We start from the raw sequence: 21,539 nt of genomic DNA, 5'->3' as shown, positions 1-21,539 counted from the left end.
CTTTTGCGATCCCTCGGCATTAACTGGGCATACTGAGGCAATGCGCTCCATTTGGAAGGGCTCGATCGCGTTCGGGCTCGTCAACGTCCCGGTCAAGGTGTACAGCGCCACCCAGGACCACGACATCAAGTTCCACCAGGTGCACGCCAAGGACAACGGACGCATCAGGTACAAACGGGTCTGCGAGGTCTGCGGCGAAGTCGTCGAATACGGTGACATCGCCCGCGCCTTCGAATCCGACGACGGCCGGTCGGTCATCATCACCGACGACGACATCGCCACCCTGCCCGAAGAGCGCAGCCGCGAAATCGAAGTGCTGGAGTTCGTCCCGGCCAGTGAAGTGGACCCGATGCTGTTCGACCGCAGCTACTTTCTGGAGCCAGATTCGAAATCTTCCAAATCCTATGTGCTGCTGGCCCAGACGCTCGCCGAATCCGACCGGATGGCGATCGTGCACTTCTCGCTGCGCAACAAGACCCGACTGGCCGCGTTGCGCGTCAAGGACTTCGGCAAGCGCGACGTGATGGTGATTCACACGCTGCTGTGGCCTGACGAGATCCGCGACCCGGATTTCCCGGTGCTGGACAAGAAGGTCGACATCAAGCCGGCCGAACTCAAGATGGCCGGGCAAGTGGTGGAGTCGATGGCCGACGAGTTCGACCCGGACCGCTACCACGACGACTACCAGGAGCAGCTGCGGGAACTGGTCGACGCCAAACTCGAAGGCGGGGAAGCGTTTACGGTCGAGGAGAAGCCAACCGAGCTGGACGAGACCGAAGATGTCTCCGATCTGCTGGCCAAACTCGAGGCCAGCGTGAAGGCGCGCTCGGGTGACGGCAAGGCGCCGGCCAAGAAGTCCGCGGCGAAAAAGGCACCGGCCAAGAAGACGCCGGCGAAGAAGGCACCGGCGAAGAAGGCGGGTTCCAAAGCGGAGTCGAAATCTTAAGAGCCCTTGACCGGCACGGGGTCACCAGTGACATTCTGGGTTCACCCTCAACGGGTCGACTGTTCTGCAGAGGAGTTGCCGTGAAGTTCGCTCGGTCTGTCGTTGCATTCAGCCTCTTCGTCGGCATGGCGCTGGTGCTGTCCGGGTGCGGCGGCGATTCCAACAAGTCGGCCTCCTCGTCGTCGTCGACCGCCCCCGTCATCCCGGTGGACTGCGGCGGAAAGAAGAAGATCCTGGCCGCGGGATCGACCGCGCAGAAGAACGCGATGGAACAGTTCGTCTACGCCTTCATCCATGCATGTCCGGGACACACCCTGGACTACAACGCCAACGGATCCGGTGCCGGGATGGCGGCATTCATCGGGGGCCAGGTTGATCTGGCGGGCTCGGACTCACCGATGAACGCGGACAAAGGCGAACCCGACAGCGCCCGGGCGCGCTGCAATTCCCCTGCGTGGGACATTCCCGTCGTATTCGGCCCGATCGCAGTCACGTACAACATCAACGGGATCAATTCGCTCAGCCTGGACGGGCCCACCATCGCCAAGATCTTCAACGGGGCCATCACCAAGTGGGACGATCCGGCCATCAAAGCCCTCAACGCCAATACCAACCTGCCCGCGATTCCGATCCATGTCGTGTTCCGCGCCGACAAGTCCGGGACCACCGACAACTTCCAGAAGTATCTGGACGCCGCCTCCAACGGTGCGTGGGGTAAAGGCGCCGGTCAGGTGTTCAACGGGGGTGTCGGCGAAGGCGCCACCGGCAACGACGGCACCTCGCAGGCCATGAAGAAGACCGACGGGTCGATCACCTACAACGAATGGTCCTTCGCCGAGGGGCACCAGCTGAACAAGGCGCAGATCATCACCTCGGCGGGACCCGAGCCCGTGTCGATCAGCCCGGAGACGGTCGGCAGGACGATCAGCGGCGCCAAGTTCAAGCCCGGCAGCGACGAGCGCGACCTGATCGTGGACACCGCGTCGTTCTATCTCCCCACCCAGGCCGGCTCCTACCCCATCGTGTTGGTCACCTACGAAGTCGTCTGCTCCAAGTACCCCGACGAACCCACAGGCAAAGCGGTAAAGGCGTTCATGCAAGCCACAATTGGTGACGGTCAGATCGGCTTGGACGAGTACGGATACATTCCGTTGCCGAAGTCGTTGCAATCAAAGCTCACACCGATCGTCAACGCCATCGCATGACCGGTAGTCGGGGGACGGCGTTGCACGATCCCTCCGACATCAGTCAGCGAAACCCCCACGGCTCTAACAATTTTGTCCGCTGGACGACTTCGCTGGGTCATCCGGCCAGTGCCGGCCCGCTGGTCCCCGTTACTGACTCGTGATTGAAAATTCGTGCCGAGTCGCCGGATTTGGTTGTGTGCCCGCTCATCGAGCATTTACCGTGGGTTAACCATCAGGTTCGGCGTGGCTGCACGGGCGGCGTCGGAGTGCCGCTGCTGCCCGTTGCGGCCGACGGCAGTGGTGGCCGGGCGAAGGGAGCGTCGACGGTGACCAACACCGGGTCGGAATCGCGAGTGGGGTCGCAATTTGGTCCCTATAAATTGGTGCGCCTGATCGGTCGCGGCGGGATGGGTGAGGTCTACGAGGCCGAGGACACCCGCAAGCACCGGGTGGTCGCGCTGAAGCTGATCTCCTCGCAGTATTCCGACAACCCGGTGTTCCGCACGCGGATGCAACGCGAAGCCGACACCGCGGGACGGTTGACCGAGCCGCACATCGTGCCGATTCACGACTACGGCGAGATCGACGGCCAGTTCTACGTGGAGATGCGCCTGATCGACGGCGTCTCGTTGCGCTCGATGCTGACCCAGTTCGGTCCGCTGACCCCCGCGCGAACGGTGGCGATCGTGCGGCAGATCGCCGCTGCCCTGGACGCCGCCCACACCACCGGGATCACCCACCGCGACGTCAAACCGGAAAACATCCTGATCGCCAACAACGATTTCGCCTATCTGGTCGACTTCGGCATCGCCCGCGCCGCCCACGACCCGAACGTCACCCAGGCTGGGATGGCGGTCGGAACCTACAACTACATGGCGCCGGAACGGTTCACCGGTGACGAGGTCACCTACCGGGCCGACATCTACGCGCTGGCCTGCGTGCTGGGCGAGTGTCTGACCGGTGCGCCGCCCTACCGGGCGGACAGCGTCGAACGATTGATCGCCTCGCATCTGATGGAACCGGTACCCCGGCCCAGCGTGCTGCGCCCGGGACAGGTGCCAGAGGCCCTCGACCAGGTGATCGCCAAGGGCATGGCCAAGAACCCCAATGACCGCTACATGACCGCCGGCGACCTGGCCAGCGCCGCCCACGACGCCCTCACCACGCCCGAACAGCGTCAAGAGGCCACCATCCTGCGCCAAGGTGACAACGAGACGCTGATCGCACCCGTCGTCGACCCCAGCTTGAATGGCGGCTGGAACAGCTACGGCGGCTCGGGCCAGCATTCGTCTGGTGCCTACGTGCAACCCGCGGGTCCCTCATACAACAGCGGCGCCGAGACCCAGTACGCACCGGTGCCCCAGTACCAGTCCGGGGACCAGACCACGCGGACGCCCGTGCCCCCGTACCAGTCCGGGGACCAGACCATGCGCACGCCCGTGCCCCCGTACCAGTCCGGGGACCAGACCATGCGAACGCCCGTGCCCCCGCAACACTCCGGGGACCAGACCATGGCTCAGCCGCTGCCGTCGAACGCCGGCGGCTGGCGTTCCGCGCCTGCTGGGAATTCGGGTCAATGGACGCAGGCGGCCCCGGTCGCCGGCGCGGGATGGGCCAGCCAGCCCGGGGTCGCCACCGGGCCGTCGTACGACCAGCCGTCGGGACCCTATGCGACCACCACCCCGCCGTCGGAGCGCAAGTCGCGCAAGCCGCTGGTGATCGGCGCGGTCGTCGCCGCGGTCTTGTTGGCGGTGGCCGCGGTCACCGCGTTCATGGTGTTCGGCGGAAAAGACGGCGGCGAGGAGCAAGCCAACGGCCAAGCGGTGATGCCGTTCTCCGGGCTCACCTTCCGTTTCGCGCCGGGCGGGGTGGCCATGGACCCGAGCGGGACGCTCTACGTCACGAACCAAACCATGTACGGCAAGGTGGTGACGTTGCCGGACGGCTCGTCGTCACCGACGGTCAAGCCGTTCAGCGGCCTCTACGAACCGCAAGGTATCGCGGTAGACGGCTCGGGAAAGATCTACGTCAGTGACTTCAACAATCGGGTGGTGGCGTTGTCGGCCGGCTCGAACAACCAGGTCGAGGTGCCTTTCGTCGGGCTGAGCTATCCCGAAGGTGTCGCGGTGGACGCCCAGGGCAACGTGTACGTCGCCGACCGCGGCAACAGCCGGGTGTTGAAAATGCCGGCCGGTTCCAAGGAGCAGACCGAGGTGCCGTTCGAGGGCTTGAAGCATCCCGACGGGGTGGCCGTCGACGGTGACGGCAACATCTATGTCACCGACACCGACAACAGCCGGGTGCTCAAGCTCGATGCCGGCACCACCAATCAGACCGCGTTGCCGTTCACCGGCATCAGCGCGCCGTGGGGCATCACCATTGACGGTGCAGGCAACATCTACGTCACCGACCACGACAACAACACGGTTTCCAAGTTGCCCGCCGGTGCCACCACGTCAGTGATACTGCCGTTCGAGGGTCTGAACACCCCGCTATCGGTCGCGGTGGACAAGAAGGGCAACGTTTACGTGGCCGACCGCGGCAACGGCAGAGTGTTGCGGCTCGCCCCGACCAACACCTAGGTCAGCGTTTCCGGGTGGCCAGGAAACTCATACCGCCGGCCAACAGGTTGATCACGGCCACGATGATGATCAGCGTCAGCGCGGCGCCCCAGACCCGCAGGAAGCCGGCGTGCTGGGGGTTGGTGAGCTCGGTGTAGATCAGCAGCGGCAGCGAGGCCATGTTGCCGGAGAAGATGTCGGTGTTGATCGAGCGGCTGTATCCGACCAGCACCAGCACCGGCGCGGTCTCTCCGGCCACCCGCGCGACCGCCAGCAGCACACCCGAGACGATGCCCGGTGCCGCGATGGGGGCCACGATCCGCACGATCGTCTTCCATTTCGGGACGCCCAGGGCGTAGCTGGCTTCGCGTAGTTCGTCGGGCACCAGTCGCAGCATCTCCTCGGTGGAGCGCACCACGACCGGCAACATCAGCAAGACCAGGGCCAGCGACACGGCGAACGCGCTCTGCTGGAAACCCAAGGTCGCGATCCACAGGCTGAAGATGAATAGCGAAGCCACGATGGAGGGCACCCCGGCGAGCACATCCACCATGAACGTGGTCACTCGGGCCAGGCGACCGGTGCCGTACTCGACCAGATAGACCGCGGTCATCAAACCAAGCGGCACCGCAATGACGGCCGCCACACCGGCCTGCACCAAAGTCCCGAACAAAGCGTGGTACACCCCGCCGGCGGACTCCTCCGGCAGCACGCCGCGCAGCGAGTGCGTCCACCAGTCCGTGTGGATGACGGCGTGGTAGCCGCGCAGGACAACCACGCCGAGCAGCCACACCAACGGCACCAGCGCGATCACGAACGAGGTGTAGAAGAAGACGGTCGCGATGTCGTTCTTGACGCGGCGCGCGGTGCTCAACGGGCGAAAGACGACCGTCTTCACCGGCTGTTCGAGCGCGTCGACAGTGGCTCGGGTCATCCGTTGACCTTTCCACCGGCGATCGCGCGGGCAGCCGCATTGACCAGAAATGTCAGGACGAACAACGCAAAGCCCGCTGAGATGTAGGCGCCCGTCGGTAGCGGTCGGCTGAATTCGGCTGCCGCCGAAGCAATCTTGGAGGCGAACGTGTAGCCGCCGTCGAACAGCGACCAATTTCCGGGGCGGGCGGCCGAACGCAGGATGATCAGCACCGCCACGGTTTCCCCGAGCGCACGACCCAATCCCAGCATCGACGCCGCCACCACCCCGCTGCGACCGAAGGGCAGCACGGTCATCCGCACCACCTCCCACTTCGTCGCACCGAGCGCCTGCGCCGCTTCGATCTGCATCGGCGGAGTCTGCCGGAAGACCTCGCGCGACACCGACGTCACGATCGGAAGAATCATCACCGCGAGCACGATGCTGGCGGTGAAGATGGTCCCGCCGCCAGCCAGGGACACATTGCCCTGTTTGAACACGAATAGCCAGTCCATGTGACGGTTGAGGAATCTCGCGAGTGGCTCCAGCTGCGGCGCGAGCACGAAGATCCCCCACAGCCCGAAGATGATCGACGGCACCGCGGCCAGCAGGTCCACCATCGCGCTGAACGGACGGGACAACCGTTTGGGCGCGTACTGGGTGACGAATACCGCGATCCCGACGGCGATCGGCACCGCGAGCGTCAGCGCGGTGAGCGAACTCAGCACGGTGACCATGAGCAGGTCGCGGATGCCGAACGCAAGCTTGTCGTCGGAGGCGGTATCGAACTGGGCGCTGGTCAAGAAGTTGACGGTGTTGGCCCGCAACGACGGAATCGCCTTGATCAACAAGAACACTGCGATCAGCACGATCGCCACCACGATGGTGGACCCCGCGGCCGCGGCGGCCGACTTGAACAGGCGGTCGGCCCGCCGCGACGCGCGTACGTCCACCTCCGCTAGCGCTTGTCTTGCCAGCGGGGGTTTGGCCACGTCAACCTCAGATCAGGAGATCGCGTTGACCGCGGTCGACAACCTCGATTTGAACGAGTCCGGGATCGGGACATATCCGTTGTCCCCCAACCCGTTCTGGCCCCCACCGATGGTCGACTGCAGGAAAGCTTTGACCGCCGTGCCGGTTTGGGAGTCGGGATACTTCGAGCAGACGATCTCGTAGGTGGCCAGCACGATCGGGTAGGACCCGGGCTGAGTGGGCCGATAGAACGAAATCGTGTCCAGCTTCAAGTCGTTGCCCTGACCGGCGATGGTGGCTCCGGCAATCGTCTTGCCCACCGAGTCGGTGCCGATGGCGACCGGCTCCGGACCGGCCGAGGTGATGATCTTGGCGATGTTCAACTTCTGCCCCTGAGCGAACGACCACTCGTTGTAGGTGATCGAGCCTTCGGTTGTCTTGATGGCCGCGGCGGTGCCGTCGTTGCCCTTGGCGCCCTCGCCGACACCGCCCTTGAACACCTTGCCGGCGCCCTTGCCCCATGCCCCGTTGGACGCGGCGTCAAGGTAGCGCTGGAAGTTGTCGGTGGTGCCCGACTCGTCGTTTCGGAAGACGACGTGAATGTCGGTGCCGGGCAGGTTGGTGCCCGAATTGAGCGCGACGATCGCGGGGTCGTTCCAGGTCTTGATGGCCCCGCTGAAGATCTTGGCCAGGGTGGTCCCGTCGAGGTTCAGCGAACTGACCCCAGCGATGTTGTACGTGACCGCGATAGGACCGAACACCACCGGCAGGTTCCAGGCGGGCGACCCGCAGCGCTGCTGCGCAGTCGCGGCTTCCTCGCTGGTCAGCGGCGAGTCCGAACCACCGAAATCGGTTTGGTTTCCGTTGAATTCGCTGATACCGGCACCGGAGCCGTTGGGCGTGTAGTTCAAGGTCTGTCCGGGACAGGCCGATTCGAATGCCTTGATAAAGCGGGTCATCGCGTTGTTCTGCGCGCTGGAACCGCTGGCTTTTAACGTCTTTTTCCCGCCGCAGTTCACGCTGCCCGACGACGGACTTCCTGACGAACCCTGTCCCCCGCCCGCGTTGTTGTTGTCGCTACCACACGCCGACAAAACGAGCGCACCTGAAGCCAGGACGCTCAGCGCGGCACCAAATCGGTTGAGTTTCAATCCAGTTCCTAACGGTAGTGATGAAACATACTAGATGCCGCCCACCCGTCGCGGCACGTGACAACCCCTTTCATTGCAGCCTTGCAGCTACATTAACAACCTGTAACGTGGCTTTAAAGGGTCGATGATCACTCGGCGACAACGCCGCGGTTCGCACGACGCTATCTTCATCAACGCGCGCAACGGGATTGACGCGCAAGCTAATGACGATCATGCCGCCGCGTCAAGGTCTGGAACACGGCGGTACTGGACGTGTGACAAACTAGAACCTGTTACAGAAATCCCCCGGCCGCTGGCGTTCCCGTCTCGGCTCGACCCGTGAAACGAGGCCGCAGTGATCCTGGACAGGTTCCGCCTGGACGACAAGGTCGCCGTCATCACCGGAGCCGGCCGCGGTCTCGGCGCAGCCATCGCGGTGGCATTCGCCGAAGCCGGTGCCGACGTCGTGATCGCGTCGCGGACACAGTCCCAGTTGGACGAGGTTGCCGGGCAGGTCGCGGCCGTCGGTCGACGAGCCCACGTGGTGGCCGCAGATCTGGCTCGTCCGGACGACACCGCGCAACTGGCCGCGCAGGCCGTCGACACCTTCGGCAAGCTCGACATCGTCGTCAACAACGTCGGCGGCAGCATGCCCAACACGCTGCTGACGACGTCGACCAAGGACCTCAGAGACGCCTTCACGTTCAACGTCGCCACTGCGCACGCGCTGACCGTCGCCGCGGTGCCGCTGATGCTGGAGCACTCCGGCGGCGGCAGCATCATCAACATCACCTCGGCCATCGGCCGACTGGCGGGACGGGGTTTCGCCGCCTACGGCACCGCCAAGGCCGCCCTGTCGCATTACACCCGGTTGACGGCGCTGGACCTGTGCCCACGGATCCGGGTCAATGCGATAGCCCCGGGCTCGATCCTGACCTCGGCACTCGACGTGGTGGCCGACAACGACGAACTGCGCGCGCCGATGGAACAGGCCACACCGTTGCGCCGTCTCGGCGACCCGCTGGACATCGCCGCCGCCGCGGTCTACCTGTCCTCGCCGGCCGGCGGTTTCCTCACCGGCAAGACCCTGGAGGTCGACGGCGGCCTGACGTTCCCCAACCTGGAGATCCCGGTCCCGGACCTGTAAGACCCTGCGGGCCGGTGGTCGCGCCCCGCAGATTTCGGCTAACCTCACTTTTTTATTCGGCGCGCGGGATCAAAGGGTGGTGAGTTGACGCAGGAAACCACCACGTCCGGCAAAGCGAACTGGTATCTGCTGGGGCCGGCGTTCGTCGCGGCGATCGCCTACGTCGACCCCGGAAACGTCGCCGCCAACGTCAGTTCGGGCACCCAGTTCGGCTACCTGTTGCTTTGGGTGATCGTCGCGGCGAATGTCATGGCGGGACTGGTGCAGTACCTGTCGGCGAAACTCGGGCTGGTCACCGGACGTTCGCTGCCCGAGGCGATCGGCCAGCGGATGGGCCGGCCGGCCCGGCTGGCGTACTGGGCTCAAGCCGAGATCGTGGCGATGTCGACCGACGTGGCCGAAGTGATCGGTGGGGCCATCGCGTTACGCATCCTGTTCGATCTGCCGCTGCCGATCGGGGGCATTATCACCGGGGCAGTCTCCCTGCTGTTGCTGATGATCAAGGATCGTCGCGGTCAGCGCCTGTTCGAGGTGGTCATCACCGGACTGTTGCTGGTGATTGCGCTCGGTTTCACCGCCAGTTTCTTCGTCTCGACGCCGCCGGCCGCCGAGGTGTTGTCGGGTCTGGTCCCCCGTTTCCACGGCACCGAAAGCGTGTTGCTGGCAGCGGCCATATTGGGTGCCACCGTGATGCCGCACGCGGTATACCTGCACTCCGGGCTGGCCCGTGACCGGCACGGGCATCCCGAACCCGGACTGCCCCGCCGGCGCCTGCTGCGCATCACCCGCTGGGACGTGGGCGTGGCGATGGTGATCGCCGGCGGCGTCAACGCCGCGATGTTGCTGGTCGCTGCGTTCAACATGCGCGGCCACGGGGATGTCGGGTCGATCGATGCCGCCTACGTCGCGGTTCGCGACACCTTGGGACCGTTGATCGCCGTGCTGTTCGCAATCGGACTGTTGGCCTCCGGGCTGGCGTCGTCGTCGGTGGGCGCCTACGCCGGGGCGATGATCATGCAGGGCCTGCTGAACTGGTCGGTCCCGATGGTGGTGCGCCGCCTGGTCACCGTGGCTCCCGCGATCGCGCTGCTGGCCTTCAACGTCGACCCGACTCGCACCTTGGTGTTGTCCCAGGTGGTGTTGTCGTTCGGCATCCCATTCGCGGTGCTGCCGCTGGTCCGGCTCACCGGCAACCGCGAGTTGATGGGCAACGACGCCAACCACCGGGTCACCACCGTCGTGGGCTGGGTGGTCGCGGTGATGATTAGTCTGCTCAATGTGGTGCTGATCTATCTGACGGTGACCGGCTGAATGCCGGCCCGCCGGCACCCCTACTTCGCCTACGGATCCAACTTGTGCGTACGGCAGATGGCGGCACGCTGCCCCGACGCAGGCGATGCGCGGCCCGCGGTACTCAGCGACCATGAGTGGCTGATCAACGAGCGCGGAGTGGCCACGGTCGAGCCGTTGGCGGGGAACGAGGTTCACGGCGTGCTCTGGTGGCTTTCCGACTACGACCTGGCGCGCCTGGACAGCGCCGAGGGCGTGCCGGTGCGCTACCGGCGCGACCGTCTGACGGTGCAGACGGACGACGGATCGTCGGCAGCGTGGGTGTACATCGACCCGCGGGTGACGACGGGACCACCGCGGCCGGGATACCTGCCGCGCATCATCGACGGCGCGCTGCACCACGGGCTGCCGCAACGGTGGATCGATTTCCTGCACCGCTGGGACCCTTTGCATTGGCCGCAGCCCTTCATCTCGAATGGTGCGGGGCCGCAATCGCTTTCAGCGCTGCTCGATGAGCCCGGCATGGTCGAGACGAACCGGTTGCGCTCACGCTTCGGGTTTCTCGCCATCCACGGCGGCGGTCTGGAACGGACGACCGACGTGATCGCCGAGCGGGCTGCCGAAGCCGCCGGCGCGTCGGTGTATGTGCTGGCTCATCCCGACCGATATCCGCACCATCTGCCGTCGGCGCGGTTCGATCCGGCCGAGTCCGCCTGCCTGGCCGAGTTTCTCGATCACGTCGACGTGGCCGTTTCACTGCATGGTTACGGCCGGATCGGGCGCGGCACCCAGTTGCTGGCCGGAGGGCGCAACCGCGCGCTGGCCGAGCATGTGGCGCGCCACGTCCGACTACCCGGATACGAGGTGGTCACCGATCTCGACGCCATCCCGTCCGAGCTGCGCGGCCTGCATCCCGACAACCCGGTCAACCGGGTGCGTGACGGCGGAACACAATTGGAGCTCTGCGTGCGGGTACGAGGCCTGAGCCCCCGCAGTGGGTTGCCCGGGCCGGACGGGTTGTCGCCGGTTACCACCGCCCTGGTGGCAGGGCTGGCGGACGCGGCACGATCCTGGCGGTTTTCTTCGGACTAGATGGAGGTTGTTGGTGGCCAAGGATTTTCGGTTCGGACTGAGCTTGCGCTTCTTCAAGTCTCGCGACGCGCTGGTGGACACCGCGAAGCGAGCCGAAGATTCGGGATTCGACATCCTCTGCGTACCCGACCATCTCGGTGCCGCCGCACCGTTTCCGACGCTGACGGCGGTCGCCATGGTGACCACGACGTTGCGGGTGAGCATGTATGTGCTCAATGCCGCGTTCTACAAGCCCGCCCTGCTCAGCCGAGACCTCGGCGGCCTCGACCTGATCAGCGACCGCCGTGTCGAGGTGGGACTCGGAACAGGTTACGTCCGAGAGGAATTCGAGGCCGCCGAGTTGCCCTACCCCAGCGCCGGCGCGCGGGTCGACTACCTCGAGCACATGACGAAGTATCTGAGCGAGCAGCACCCGCAGATGCCGATTTTGATTGCCGGCAACGGGGACCGGGTGCTGACCCTCGCAGCCCGGCACGCCCACATCGTCGGGCTGACCGGGGCCAGGGTGCGGGAGGCCGACGATCCGCTGGCCGAACGGGTGGAGTTCGTCCGCGCCGCGGCCGGCGACCGGTTCGACGCGCTGGAACTCAACCTGGCGATTACCGCGATGCCGCACGCCGGTGAGACCCTGCCGGATTTGGCGATGACCCGCCGATACACGCCCGGCCTCTCCGACGACGAGCTGCTGGCGCTGCACTCGGTGCTCAGCGGGTCACCGCGCGAGATCGCCGACACCCTGCGGGAGTATCGCGACAAGTACGGGGTGACCTCGATTACCGTGCAGGACAACCACATCGAGAACTTCGCGAAGGTCATCGCGGAGTTGCGGTAGTCAGCGTGCCCGGGGTGCGAAGTGGCCGTGGAAGCCCTGCGGGATGTGGTGGGTGAGTTGGGCGGTGGCAACGGGTCCGCGCGCCGGGTCTTCGGCGTCGAAGACGACCAACCGGGACAGGTGTTGTCCGGCTTGGTATTCGACGCTAAGCAACCAGCCGTCGTCCTCGTCTTTCGCGTCTGGGCGCGGAACGAATACCGGTTCACAGAAGCTGTTGCCGGCCCCCGCCGCGGTGTAGGTGGTCTCGGTGTTGTCGGCAAGGTCGAGTTTGGTGACCGAGTCGTACAGCGACGAGAGCTGGCGTCGGGTGTTGAGATAGACGTAGCGGTGGTGGCGTCCCTCGCGGTCGGGGTGGTGCCGGGGAAATTCGCATGCGCTGTCGCTCAACGACTCTCGGATGACCCGACCGGCGCTGGTGAGTCGGAAACGGGTGAATTCCGACGGCGACGCGTTCAGCGGAGTGGTTTGGAATCGCGCAATGCTCTTGAGTAACTGCGAGTTCTGATAGGTGATCGCGTCGACGACGACGTCGTCACCGTCGTCGTGCGCGTTGCTGAGATGGAATTGCAGGACGGCCGGGGAGTCGACCTGACGGATCTTTCCGCCGTCACGCGGCACCAGGATGAAGACGCTGCCCTTGTCCGGGCGGTACTCCAGCGCATCACCGATTGGCTTGCGGCCCAACGCGACCTGTACCAGATCGGCGACTATCGGCGACACCAGGAACACCAGATAGCGCTGGGTAATCGAAAAGTCGTGCACCATCGCCAGGTACGGCAACCGGGCGGAGCGGATACGGCGCAGCGTGCCTCGGCGATCGGCGCGGTAGATGCGCAGGTGTGGTCGCGGAAGGAATTCGACACCGAAGTTGAACATCTCGCCGGTGCTCGGACATGTGCTGGGATGCGCGGAGAACGTGGCCCCCGGGCGCAACTCGCCGCCGAATCGGCATAACCCGAACGTGTCCAGTGTGTCCGGATCGATTGCGTAGGGGGCGCCGCCCTCCCACAGCGCATACAGGTGGCCGGCATGCTCGACGATGTTGGTGTTGGCCAAGTTCGGCGGTGTCTTGGCGATGTTTTTCCGCCAGCCGCCCGGCGCCGCCGTGCCGAGGTGTGTCGTACCGCTTTTGCCCCGGTAATGCCGGGTGCGCACATACCGGTTTCGGTAGTGGACGTTGCCGTCGCGGATAGTGAAGGCGGACAGCATGCCGTCTCCGTCGAACAGGTGGTGCAACGGACGGCCGGTGTGGTCCTCCCAACGGCCCGGACCGTTGCGGTACAGCGTCCCAGACAGCTCCGACGGAATGCTGCCGTCGATTTGTGCTACCTGGTAGTCGTATTCGCCGTACTGCGGTTCGCTGACGCCGAGGCTGAGCAGATCCGCGCCCGACAGCGCCGCGAGCCGGTCGGTGGCTCGAGCACGTTCCTCGTGCGGCAGCGACGTCAGATAGCGGCGCAGGCCCGGCAAGTTCGTCAGGTCGGGTAGGGAAGCTGACTGAGTCGAACTTGCCGCCACGTGCGCTCCTTCAGCCGTAAACAACTGAGACTAATCGTGAAGGTAGTCTCAGTCCGAAGCTCAGTCAACATGCCGCGACGCGACGCTGCGGTACAAATACCGGTGATGCCCGCGACCCGATCCACTGAAGCGCTGCTGCAGGCGACGCTGCAGTTGATCACCGAGAGCGGAGTCGATGCCTTGACCCTGAGCCAGGTAGCCAGGCGCGCCGGTGTGTCGCGGGCGACGGCCTACCGGGAGTTCGGCGACAAAGACGGCTTGATCTCGGCGGTCGCGCAGCACGAGATTCAGCAGATGGTCCTCGACGTCATGTCCCGCGTCGACGCACACGCCGATCCGATGACTACGGTCGGCTCGACCGTCCTTTCGGCATTGCAGTACCTGCGCAACCACGCCGCCTTCACCTACGTGCGCGACCACGAGCCGCACTGGCTGCTACAGGCGGTGCTGCAGATCGGCGAGACCCGGATGAACGTCGTGCAGACGGTCGCCGCCATCGTCGCACCGGTGATCGCCGCCAATGAGTATCCGCGCCCGCTGTTGCCGCCCCTTCAGGCGGCCGAAATCATTGTCCGCACAGTGCTTTCGCACACGTTGATCGAACGCAGCACTCTCACCGACGAGCAGGTCGCCGACGCCGTGACCCGGGCGATCACCGTCGACTGATCCGGTTACGGTCTCTCGCGGTAGGCTGACCCCGGTCTTACTCCGCATTTTCGGTCGCCGCCCTCGTAGCTCAGGGGATAGAGCACGGCTCTCCTAAAGCCGGTGTCGCAGGTTCGAATCCTGCCGGGGGCACTCCTGGCCTGCCTGGGGACATCGTTGACTCGAGTGGTCGCCGCTCAGACGTTGCGGTTGCGTCTGTTCTGCCGCCGTTTCCAGCGGGTCTCCCTGAGGTAGACGACGGTGGCGACGGCGGCCACCAAGTAAGCGAGCTGGGCTCGGTGTATGTCGGCGTATAGGCCGTGGTGCCGTCGTTGACCACTGCTGGAGGCACGTTGGTCTCTTACGTCATTTACGATCGCTTTTCTCGGCCGCAACGAACTAATGTTTCGAGAATGTCCGCCGGCAATTGTTTTGACCGGAAATAAGGGCGCGTCAGGGAACGGCAGCTAGTCTGCCGTCGTTTGGGCAGGCCTGTCGACCCGAGCTTGGACCTTTCTGTGTTCCGAGCACCTCCAACAGTCGTAGCTCTGATCAGTTTCGGGGATGTCGTTGTCCGCACCGCAGCGTGGACAGCTAAATCGGCGGCGCCCGTCCGCGATTTTTCGTTTAGCCGGCTGAGAGCTGCCGTGCTCCCTGCTTTCAAGCAGCAGTTCTTCGACCTCGCCGTCAGGAGCAACGAGGGCAAAACCGGGTCCCAGCGGACCGAGAAAGAAGAACGTGATGGTGGCGAACGCCCAGAAGCTGCGGGCCCGAGCCATCGCAATGAATCCGGCCACTATCGCAGAGAGCAGCCAGACGAAAATCAACGTTGTGAAGAATACGAGCGCGCTGAAACCCAAGTAGTCGTCATCCATGAGAGCGGACGCTACCAAGAATCACCGAACAATCCTCGATTGTCGGAGTGACAATCCGGCCGTTGTGAAAAGTAAATTGCAGCGTGTATACCGTCGGCCACATTGTGATGTCACTTTGTAATACAGAGCGAAGTATCAGCTGTCGCCGGTGATATAACTTCGATTGCCTTTTTGAGCTGCCAGTTCGAGTCATGGCGGAAAAGGTGCCGGTGCGGGCAATTCGGCGGGGAGGAGCGCCAGGGGTGGCGGTGCTGGGACGTTCGGTGACTTCAGTTGCATTGACGTTGGCGATCGCCGGCAATGTCGTCGGATTCGCGCCCGCTCAGGCACACGCCGAGGAGGTGGCGCCGACCGGGGCCGTGGTACTGACACTCGACCCCGCATTCTCGGCGCTGCCATCGAATTGGTTACGCGGTGAATTGTTCGCAGCCCCGAATGTCACAGTCAAAGTCCCGTATAACAACTTTCCCGCTGAGATCAACGTCCACCGAGGATCCGACGCCCTCGACCGTTTTCTGCATGCCTACCCGGGACGCAAGATCGTCCTGGGTCACAGCGAAGGCGCACAAGTGGAAGACGATTGGTTGCGACGGTACGGCCCGGGCAGCGACATCGATCCCACGACGGTGACCTTCGTGCTCACCGGCGATCTGGAAAGCAAGTACAACGGCTGTGCCAGCGTGCCCAATAGCGGTTGCCGGGCCGCCTACGGTGGCAAGGGATTTCCAGCCGACACCCGCTACACCGTCAAAGTTGTTGCCCGCCAATACGATTTCTGGTCCGATTGCCCGAACGACCTTTCGAACTTCACCGCGTTGTGGAACAGGATCGCCTCGTTCTTCGTCGCGGGCAGAGGACAGTACAAAGGACCGCACGGCGATTACAGCAGTCTGAGCCTGTCCGATCCAGGCAACAAGACGTATGTGGAGGGAAACGCCACCTACATCCTGGGTGCGCCTGCCACGTACTACCTGCCGATGATCACCCTGAAACTCCTCACGCCGGATGACCAGAAGCGGTTGCAGGACATAGCAACTCGGCCAGTGGTCGAAGCCGCCTACCATCGTCCGATGGAAGCACCGGCCCCGCCCAACTGAGCTGCGACCACACCCTGCGTAATCAGCGCACGATGCTTGCGACCGTAGCCCAGGGGGTGGCGGGGCCGCCTCCGAAAGTGCCGCTAGCGTGCGCTGCCGGCTTGTTGCGGACGAACCGCACGACGCCGTCGTGCGCTCTGCCGACCACTGGCACCTTGGACGCGGTGTCCTCGCCCAGAGTTGCGCTGCTGCGTACTACGGCTTCGGACGGGTTCATCCGGCGCCGCGGCCACGGGAGCACGCAACGGAGCGATGGCACCGACCAACGCTTGCACCGGCGCGGAGTCGACGCTGACTTGTTGGGGACGCACGTCGATGCCCGCCTTGCGCATCATCAGTTGATGGTCTCTGCGCTGTTCGGGAAGCACCACGGTCACGACGTCCCCGGCGTTACCGGCCCGCGCCGTACGACCGGAGCGGTGCAGATACGCCTTGTGGTCAGCGGGTGGGTCCACATGCACGACCAGTTCGACCCCGTCGACGTGAACGCCCCGCGCCGCAATGTCGGTGGCCACCAATACCCGTGCCTCGCCGGTGCTGAAGGCAGCCAGGTTGCGATCACGCGCCGGCTGAGAAAGGTTGCCGTGCAGGTCAACTGACGGAACACCCGCTTGCGTGAGCTGCTTGGCCAGTCTGCGCGCGTGGTGCTTGGTGCGCATGAACAGCACTCGGCGGCCGCTGCCCGAGGCCAGCCGGTGCACCAGTTCCTTCTTGGCGTCGACCCCGTCGACGTGGAACACGTGGTGGGTCATGGCCGGCACCGGCGAGTCGGCGGTATCGACGCAGTGCGTCACCGGGTTTCGCAGGAAGCGTCGCACCAGTTTGTCGACACCGTTGTCCAGGGTTGCGGAGAACAACATCCGTTGCCCATCCGTCGGGGTCGCGGCCAGGATGCGGGTCACGGACGGCAGGAATCCGAGATCGGCCATGTGGTCGGCCTCATCGAGCACCGTGATCCGGACCCCGTCGAGGCTGATCAGCCGCTGCTTCATCAGATCTTCCAGGCGGCCCGGGCACGCAACGACGATGTCGATGCCGGTCTTGAGCGCGGCGACCTGCCGGTTCTGCGGCACGCCACCGAAGATCGTGGTGACCTTCAGCCGGTGTGCAGCGGCCAAAGGTTGTAAGACAGCGGCGATCTGGGAAGCCAGTTCGCGAGTGGGGGCCAGTATCAAGCCTTTCGGACCGCCCGACGACCGTTGTCCGGCCAGCCGTTCGACGAGCGGGATGCAGAACGCCAGTGTCTTTCCGCTGCCGGTCTTTCCGCGTCCGAGTGCGTCGCGGCCGGCCAGCGTGTCAGGGAGGGTTGCGACCTGGATCGGGAACGGGGACGTGATACCGCGGGCGGCCAGCTCCCGGATCGTGGATTGACCCACGCGCAGATCGGCAAAGGATGCAGTTGTATTCATGGAGAGGAACTTTCAAAGTCGTGTGTGGCGAGATTGCCGGTGGCAAAATCGATCGCCGCATGAGAGTCGTTGCGGTGCACCGACATTACGTTCAAAGCTTCGAGGACTGGAGGATCGGAATGATCCGATCTTGCCTGCGAAAGAACGGTCAACTGCGCGTAGGCGATTGGCGCGCGTGACGCTTGTCGACAACCATAGCACGTCACGCTGGCGTGACGCTCGGCGCCCACAGCCACGCTGGCGTGACGCTCGGCGCCCGACGCCCAAAGCCACGCTGGCGTGACGCTCGACGCCCAAAACCACGCTGGCGTGACGCTCGACGCCCACAGCCACGCTGGCGTGACGCTCGACGCCCACAGCCACGCTGGCTCGGCGCTCGGCGCTCGACGCCCAAAGCCACACTGGCGTGACGCTGGGCGCCCAAAGCCACGCTGGCGTGACGCTCGACGCCCAAAGCCACGCTGGCGTGACGCTCGACGCCCAAAGCCGCACTGGCGTGACGCTCGACGTCCAAAGCCAAAAGCCACGTTGGCCTGACGCTCGGCGCCTAAAGCCACAACCACGCTGGCGTGACGCTCGACGCCCACAGCCACGCTGGCGTGACGCTCGACGCCCACAGCCACGCTGGCGTGACGCTCGACGCCCACAGCCACGCTGGCGTGACGCTCGACGCCCAAAGCCACGCTGGCGTGACGCTCGGCGCGCAAAGCCACAGCCACACTGGCCTGACGCTCGAGCGGCAGACCGGCTCAGACCCTGACAGACTCAGGCTCGCTCCGCCGCTGGTTGCGATACGACCGGCTGTACAGCAAGTTGGCGACCGCTACGGCCATGCAGGCCACCGCCGGCACAATAAGCGCGTAGCCATTGATGCTGGCACCGACCAGAAGCCCCGCGACACCGCCGCCGAGAAACAGCAACAGCGTGACCGACAGGATCGCCGCCTTGTACTTGTCGATCCCGTCCTGGCGACTCCGTCCCAGGATCAGCCCCAGGTCGGTCACGGTACCGGTGAAGTGAGTGGTGCGTACCGCCATCTCGCGAAGGCTGGAGGTCAGACCGTTCTGCAGACCCAAAGCGGCAGCCGCCAGCATCGCCTGAATCGCGGCCGGTGCGACGCCGAGTTCGGAGATGAGGTCCTTGGCGGACTGTCCTTCGACCCCGAATGCGGCAAGCAGCAGCAGCACCGCCTCGAGCGCCAAAATCAAGGCGTGTCGTCGACCGGTCATCGCGTTCGTGGGCGCAAGCAGCGCCCCGGCGACGGTCGCTCCCCCCAGGAAACCGACCAAGATCGCGATGAGCAGGTGCCCTTGGTAAAGCCACGGGTTGGCCGTGGTCATGCCCAACTGGGTGGTGACGGCTGTCAGATTGCCGACCGGAAAAGCCAGGATCAGCAACGCCACCGCGTTGACGAATCCCGCGATCAGCGCGAGAACGCCGGTGTAGCCGAGAACCAACGCACGCGGAGGCGTCCCCGGCTTGCGGGGCTGCGTGTTCTCAGGCATTACCCCTACGTACCCTCTCACGCTGTTCGGCGAAACCCTGCCACAGGGCAAAAGCACTGGTGGCGGCGCGAAATCATAGATACCTCAAATGATTTCGCCGCCCTCGGCTCGAATGAGACAGTCGTCACACGGTCACGCGGCCGCGCGGGGCGCGGCCAGAATCGCCTCTCTGATCGCCGCGGGTGCGACGGCCTGGGCGGCTTTGCGCGGGAAGTCGTTCGGTAACGACAGCCGGAACACTTTCTTCCACGCCGAGGCGACCTGACGCGGCAGGCTCCCGGTGGTGTAGGTGAGTCCGTAGCGCTCGAAGAGTTCCTGCACCTTCGGTGCGATCTCCTGGTAACGGTTGCTGGGCAGGTCCGGGTACAGGTGATGCTCGATCTGGAAAGACAGGTTGCCGGTCATGAAGTGTAAAAACGCGTTGCCGCTGATGTTCGCCGAGCCGAGCATCTGGCGCAGGTACCACTGACCGCGGGTCTCCCCCTCGATGGAGGTCTTCTCGTAGGTCTGCACACCGTCGGGGAAATGCCCACACATGATGACCGAGTGGGTCCACCAGTTGCGGACCAGGTTGGCCGTCAGGTTCGCGGTCAACGTGGTGAGGGCCGACGGTCCGGACAACAGCGGGTGCAGCACGTAGTCACGCGTCAGCTGCTTGCGCACCTTGGCGAGCACCTTCTTGCCCTGCCGGCTGAACTCGTTCTTGTCGCCGCGGCCCTGCAGACGTTTGCCGATCTCCAGATCGTAGGCAGCGATGCCGTATTGGAAGAGGCAGGCGTTGACGAAGTTCCACAACGGCTGGGCCAGGTAGAACGGCTTCCAGCGCTGGTTCTCATCGACCCGCATGATGCCGTAGCCCAGATCATGGTCCTTGCCAAGCACATTCGTGTAAGTGTGGTGCACCTCGTTATGCGAGTGCTTCCACATCGCCGCCGGTGAGGCGTTGTCCCACTCCCAGGTCGTGGAGTGAATCTTGGGGTCGCGCATCCAGTCCCACTGGCCGTGCATCACGTTGTGCCCGATCTCCATGTTCTCCACGATCTTGGAGATCGACAGGCCCGCCGTGCCGAGCAGCCACGCCGGCGGGAACAGCGAGAACAGCAGCACCGCGCGACTGGCGAGTTCGAGCTTGCGCTGACCGTCGATAACCCGGCGGATGTAGGCGGCGTCACGCTCGCCGCGGCCCGCCAGCACATGTGCGCGGATGGCGTCGAGTTCGCGCCCCAGGTTTTCGACGTCCTGGTCGGACAGGTGAGCGGTCGGGTCGGTCACGTTTGACTCCTTCTCAGACTTCGAGTTCGCAGGCGCCGGCAGCGGCCGAGACGCACGTCTGGATCTGCACGTCGTCGCCACCGTCGGTGGCCATGGTGATGTCGCCGTTGCGCAGATCGCGCACGGCACCTTGCTTGAGCGGTACGACGCAGCCGAAGCAGATGCCCATGCGGCATCCCGACGGCATCAGCACCCCGGCGCTTTCACCGGCATCCAGCAGCGTCTGGGATCCGTCGGCGTCCACGACACTGCCCGATCTGGCGAATGTCACGGTGCCGCCTTCGCCGGTCGTGATGACGGCGGGCCGGAATCGTTCGATGTGCAACCGCTCGGCGATACCGTCAGCGGCCCAACGTTGTTCGAGCGCGTCGAGTAACCCGGCCGGACCGCAGGTCCAGGTCTGGCGGTCGGCGAAGTCGGGGACCAGCTCTTCCAAGGCCGATACGTCCAGCATGCCGTCGACGTCGGTGTGCTTCTCTATCAGGCGGATTCGTCCCTGACGGGCCAGCATGCGCAGGTCCCAGCCGAAGATGGCGTCGTCGCGCGTCGGTGCGGAATGCACCACCACGATGTCCGGGGCACCGGCCAGGTTGCGCAGCATCCCCATCACCGGGGTGATGCCGCTGCCGGCGGTCAGGAACAGGATCTTGGCCGGCGGCTGCTCACCGAGGGTGAAGTCACCGGCCGCCTGGTCGAGCTGGATGACGGTGCCAACGGTGGCGCGCCGGACGAGGTGATTGCTGACCACTCCGCCCGGGATGGCTTTCACGGTGATCGAGAAGCAGCCGTCGCGCCGGTGCGTCTTGGAGGTCAGGGAGTACGCCCGCCATTGCCGGACGCCGTCGACGTCCACGCCGACCCGGACGTATTGGCCGGGAAGGTGGGGCCGCCAGCCGCGTCCGGGTTTGATCACCAGGGTGGCGGCGTCGCGGGTTTCGGGATGGATCGCGACGATGCGACCGCGCAAGGTCGCGCCGGAGCGCAGCGGGTCGATGACGTCGAGATAGTCGGCCGGTACCAGCGGCGTGGCGAGCGGTATGGCGATCCGCTCGGCAAACTCCAGCACTCGGGCGCGCAGGCCGCCGACGATTTCGGACCGAAGGGCGAACCGGGGTGCGGTTGTCGTCATGATTCCATCGTCGTTGTTC

At 64.8% G+C, this 21,539-nt stretch carries 18 protein-coding genes and 1 tRNA gene; 10 read left to right on the top strand and 9 right to left on the bottom strand.

Features of this window, described 5'->3' with window-relative positions:
- Positions 1-40 precede the first annotated feature (40 nt).
- The 3 genes from ku (at position 41) to AC5Y46_RS04915 (ending at position 4,715) form a co-directional block, all read left to right on the top strand.
- The gene (gene ku, locus AC5Y46_RS04925; RefSeq protein WP_499945441.1) at positions 41-946 is read left to right on the top strand and encodes a non-homologous end joining protein Ku; all 906 of its coding nucleotides are present in this window, start codon (positions 41-43) and stop codon (positions 944-946) included.
- An 80-nt stretch (positions 947-1,026) separates the two neighbouring features.
- A complete protein-coding gene (pstS, locus tag AC5Y46_RS04920) occupies positions 1,027-2,151 on the top strand; it encodes a phosphate ABC transporter substrate-binding protein PstS (protein WP_499945443.1) in 1,125 nt (374 codons plus the stop codon).
- A gap of 308 nt (positions 2,152-2,459) precedes the next feature.
- A complete protein-coding gene (locus tag AC5Y46_RS04915; RefSeq protein WP_499945563.1) occupies positions 2,460-4,715 on the top strand; it encodes a serine/threonine-protein kinase PknD in 2,256 nt (751 codons plus the stop codon).
- A gap of 1 nt (position 4,716) precedes the next feature.
- Here the strand turns inward: AC5Y46_RS04915 and pstA are convergent, their stop codons facing one another.
- The 3 genes from pstA to pstS (AC5Y46_RS04900) are packed head-to-tail and all read right to left on the bottom strand — an operon-like array spanning position 4,717 to position 7,730.
- Complete coding sequence (gene pstA / locus AC5Y46_RS04910) at positions 4,717-5,628, bottom strand: phosphate ABC transporter permease PstA (RefSeq protein WP_499945444.1); 912 nt, start codon at positions 5,626-5,628, stop codon at positions 4,717-4,719.
- The gene (gene pstC / locus AC5Y46_RS04905) at positions 5,625-6,599 is read right to left on the bottom strand and encodes a phosphate ABC transporter permease subunit PstC (RefSeq protein ID WP_499945445.1); all 975 of its coding nucleotides are present in this window, start codon (positions 6,597-6,599) and stop codon (positions 5,625-5,627) included. The genes pstA and pstC overlap by 4 nt, the downstream gene beginning before the upstream one ends.
- Positions 6,600-6,611: 12 nt before the next feature.
- On the bottom strand, positions 6,612-7,730 hold the full coding sequence (pstS, locus tag AC5Y46_RS04900; protein ID WP_499945446.1) for a phosphate ABC transporter substrate-binding protein PstS: 1,119 nt from the start codon (positions 7,728-7,730) through the stop codon (positions 6,612-6,614).
- A gap of 334 nt (positions 7,731-8,064) precedes the next feature.
- On the opposite strand from pstS (AC5Y46_RS04900), the gene AC5Y46_RS04895 reads away from it, so the two are divergent.
- Genes AC5Y46_RS04895 through AC5Y46_RS04880 form a run of 4 tightly spaced genes read left to right on the top strand, consistent with a single transcriptional unit; the run spans position 8,065 to position 12,070 of the window.
- A complete protein-coding gene (locus tag AC5Y46_RS04895; RefSeq protein WP_499945447.1) occupies positions 8,065-8,856 on the top strand; it encodes an SDR family oxidoreductase in 792 nt (263 codons plus the stop codon).
- A 54-nt stretch (positions 8,857-8,910) separates the two neighbouring features.
- Positions 8,911-10,167, top strand: a complete 1,257-nt coding sequence (locus AC5Y46_RS04890; protein ID WP_499945565.1) for an Nramp family divalent metal transporter — start codon at positions 8,911-8,913, stop codon at positions 10,165-10,167.
- Positions 10,168-11,238, top strand: a complete 1,071-nt coding sequence (locus AC5Y46_RS04885) for a poly-gamma-glutamate hydrolase family protein (RefSeq protein ID WP_499945448.1) — start codon at positions 10,168-10,170, stop codon at positions 11,236-11,238.
- 7 nt (positions 11,239-11,245) lie between these two features.
- The gene (locus AC5Y46_RS04880) at positions 11,246-12,070 is read left to right on the top strand and encodes an LLM class F420-dependent oxidoreductase (protein WP_499945449.1); all 825 of its coding nucleotides are present in this window, start codon (positions 11,246-11,248) and stop codon (positions 12,068-12,070) included.
- Here the strand turns inward: AC5Y46_RS04880 and AC5Y46_RS04875 are convergent, their stop codons facing one another.
- Positions 12,071-13,588, bottom strand: a complete 1,518-nt coding sequence (locus AC5Y46_RS04875; RefSeq protein WP_499945451.1) for a carotenoid oxygenase family protein — start codon at positions 13,586-13,588, stop codon at positions 12,071-12,073.
- A 69-nt stretch (positions 13,589-13,657) separates the two neighbouring features.
- On the opposite strand from AC5Y46_RS04875, the gene AC5Y46_RS04870 reads away from it, so the two are divergent.
- Positions 13,658-14,254 (top strand): TetR/AcrR family transcriptional regulator, encoded by a 597-nt coding sequence (locus AC5Y46_RS04870; protein WP_499990233.1) that lies wholly within the window; start codon positions 13,658-13,660, stop codon positions 14,252-14,254.
- A 59-nt stretch (positions 14,255-14,313) separates the two neighbouring features.
- A tRNA-Arg gene (locus AC5Y46_RS04865) sits at positions 14,314-14,386 on the top strand.
- Between the two features lie 314 nt (positions 14,387-14,700).
- On the opposite strand, the gene AC5Y46_RS04860 is transcribed toward AC5Y46_RS04865, so the two are convergent.
- Positions 14,701-15,108 (bottom strand): hypothetical protein, encoded by a 408-nt coding sequence (locus AC5Y46_RS04860; RefSeq protein ID WP_499945455.1) that lies wholly within the window; start codon positions 15,106-15,108, stop codon positions 14,701-14,703.
- A 263-nt stretch (positions 15,109-15,371) separates the two neighbouring features.
- Between AC5Y46_RS04860 and AC5Y46_RS04855 the strand changes: the two genes are divergently transcribed.
- Entirely contained in the window at positions 15,372-16,205 is an 834-nt protein-coding gene (locus AC5Y46_RS04855) for a PE-PPE domain-containing protein (protein WP_499945457.1), read from the top strand.
- 83 nt (positions 16,206-16,288) lie between these two features.
- Here the strand turns inward: AC5Y46_RS04855 and AC5Y46_RS04850 are convergent, their stop codons facing one another.
- From AC5Y46_RS04850 to AC5Y46_RS04835, 4 genes are all read right to left on the bottom strand, one after another.
- Positions 16,289-17,614 carry a DEAD/DEAH box helicase gene (locus AC5Y46_RS04850; RefSeq protein WP_499945459.1) on the bottom strand — a complete coding sequence of 442 codons (1,326 nt, stop codon included), beginning with the start codon at positions 17,612-17,614 and terminating at the stop codon, positions 16,289-16,291.
- Positions 17,615-18,363: 749 nt separating this feature from the next.
- Positions 18,364-19,119 (bottom strand): DUF1275 family protein, encoded by a 756-nt coding sequence (locus tag AC5Y46_RS04845; protein WP_499945461.1) that lies wholly within the window; start codon positions 19,117-19,119, stop codon positions 18,364-18,366.
- A 132-nt stretch (positions 19,120-19,251) separates the two neighbouring features.
- On the bottom strand, positions 19,252-20,391 hold the full coding sequence (locus AC5Y46_RS04840) for a fatty acid desaturase family protein (protein WP_499945463.1): 1,140 nt from the start codon (positions 20,389-20,391) through the stop codon (positions 19,252-19,254).
- Between the two features lie 13 nt (positions 20,392-20,404).
- Positions 20,405-21,520, bottom strand: coding sequence for a ferredoxin reductase (locus AC5Y46_RS04835; RefSeq protein ID WP_499945465.1), 1,116 nt, complete (start codon positions 21,518-21,520; stop codon positions 20,405-20,407).
- Positions 21,521-21,539: the final 19 nt, after the last annotated feature.

It is taken from the genome of Mycobacterium sp. NGS59 (assembly GCF_059812345.1).
The sequence above is the reverse complement of the archived record's forward strand: the minus strand, read 5'-3'. Positions and strand labels throughout refer to the sequence as shown.

Excerpts from the sequence above, each read along its gene's own strand:
- AC5Y46_RS04845 (WP_499945461.1), bottom strand. The coding sequence starts at position 19,119 with ATGCCTGAGAACACGCAGCCCCGCAAGCCGGGGACGCCTCCGCGTGCG.
- AC5Y46_RS04870 (WP_499990233.1), top strand. The coding sequence starts at position 13,658 with ATGCCGCGACGCGACGCTGCGGTACAAATACCGGTGATGCCCGCGACC.
- ku (WP_499945441.1), top strand. The coding sequence starts at position 41 with ATGCGCTCCATTTGGAAGGGCTCGATCGCGTTCGGGCTCGTCAACGTC.
- AC5Y46_RS04850 (WP_499945459.1), bottom strand. The coding sequence starts at position 17,614 with ATGAATACAACTGCATCCTTTGCCGATCTGCGCGTGGGTCAATCCACG.
- pstA (WP_499945444.1), bottom strand. The coding sequence starts at position 5,628 with ATGACCCGAGCCACTGTCGACGCGCTCGAACAGCCGGTGAAGACGGTC.
- AC5Y46_RS04885 (WP_499945448.1), top strand. The coding sequence starts at position 10,168 with ATGCCGGCCCGCCGGCACCCCTACTTCGCCTACGGATCCAACTTGTGC.
- AC5Y46_RS04860 (WP_499945455.1), bottom strand. The coding sequence starts at position 15,108 with ATGGATGACGACTACTTGGGTTTCAGCGCGCTCGTATTCTTCACAACG.
- AC5Y46_RS04835 (WP_499945465.1), bottom strand. The coding sequence starts at position 21,520 with ATGACGACAACCGCACCCCGGTTCGCCCTTCGGTCCGAAATCGTCGGC.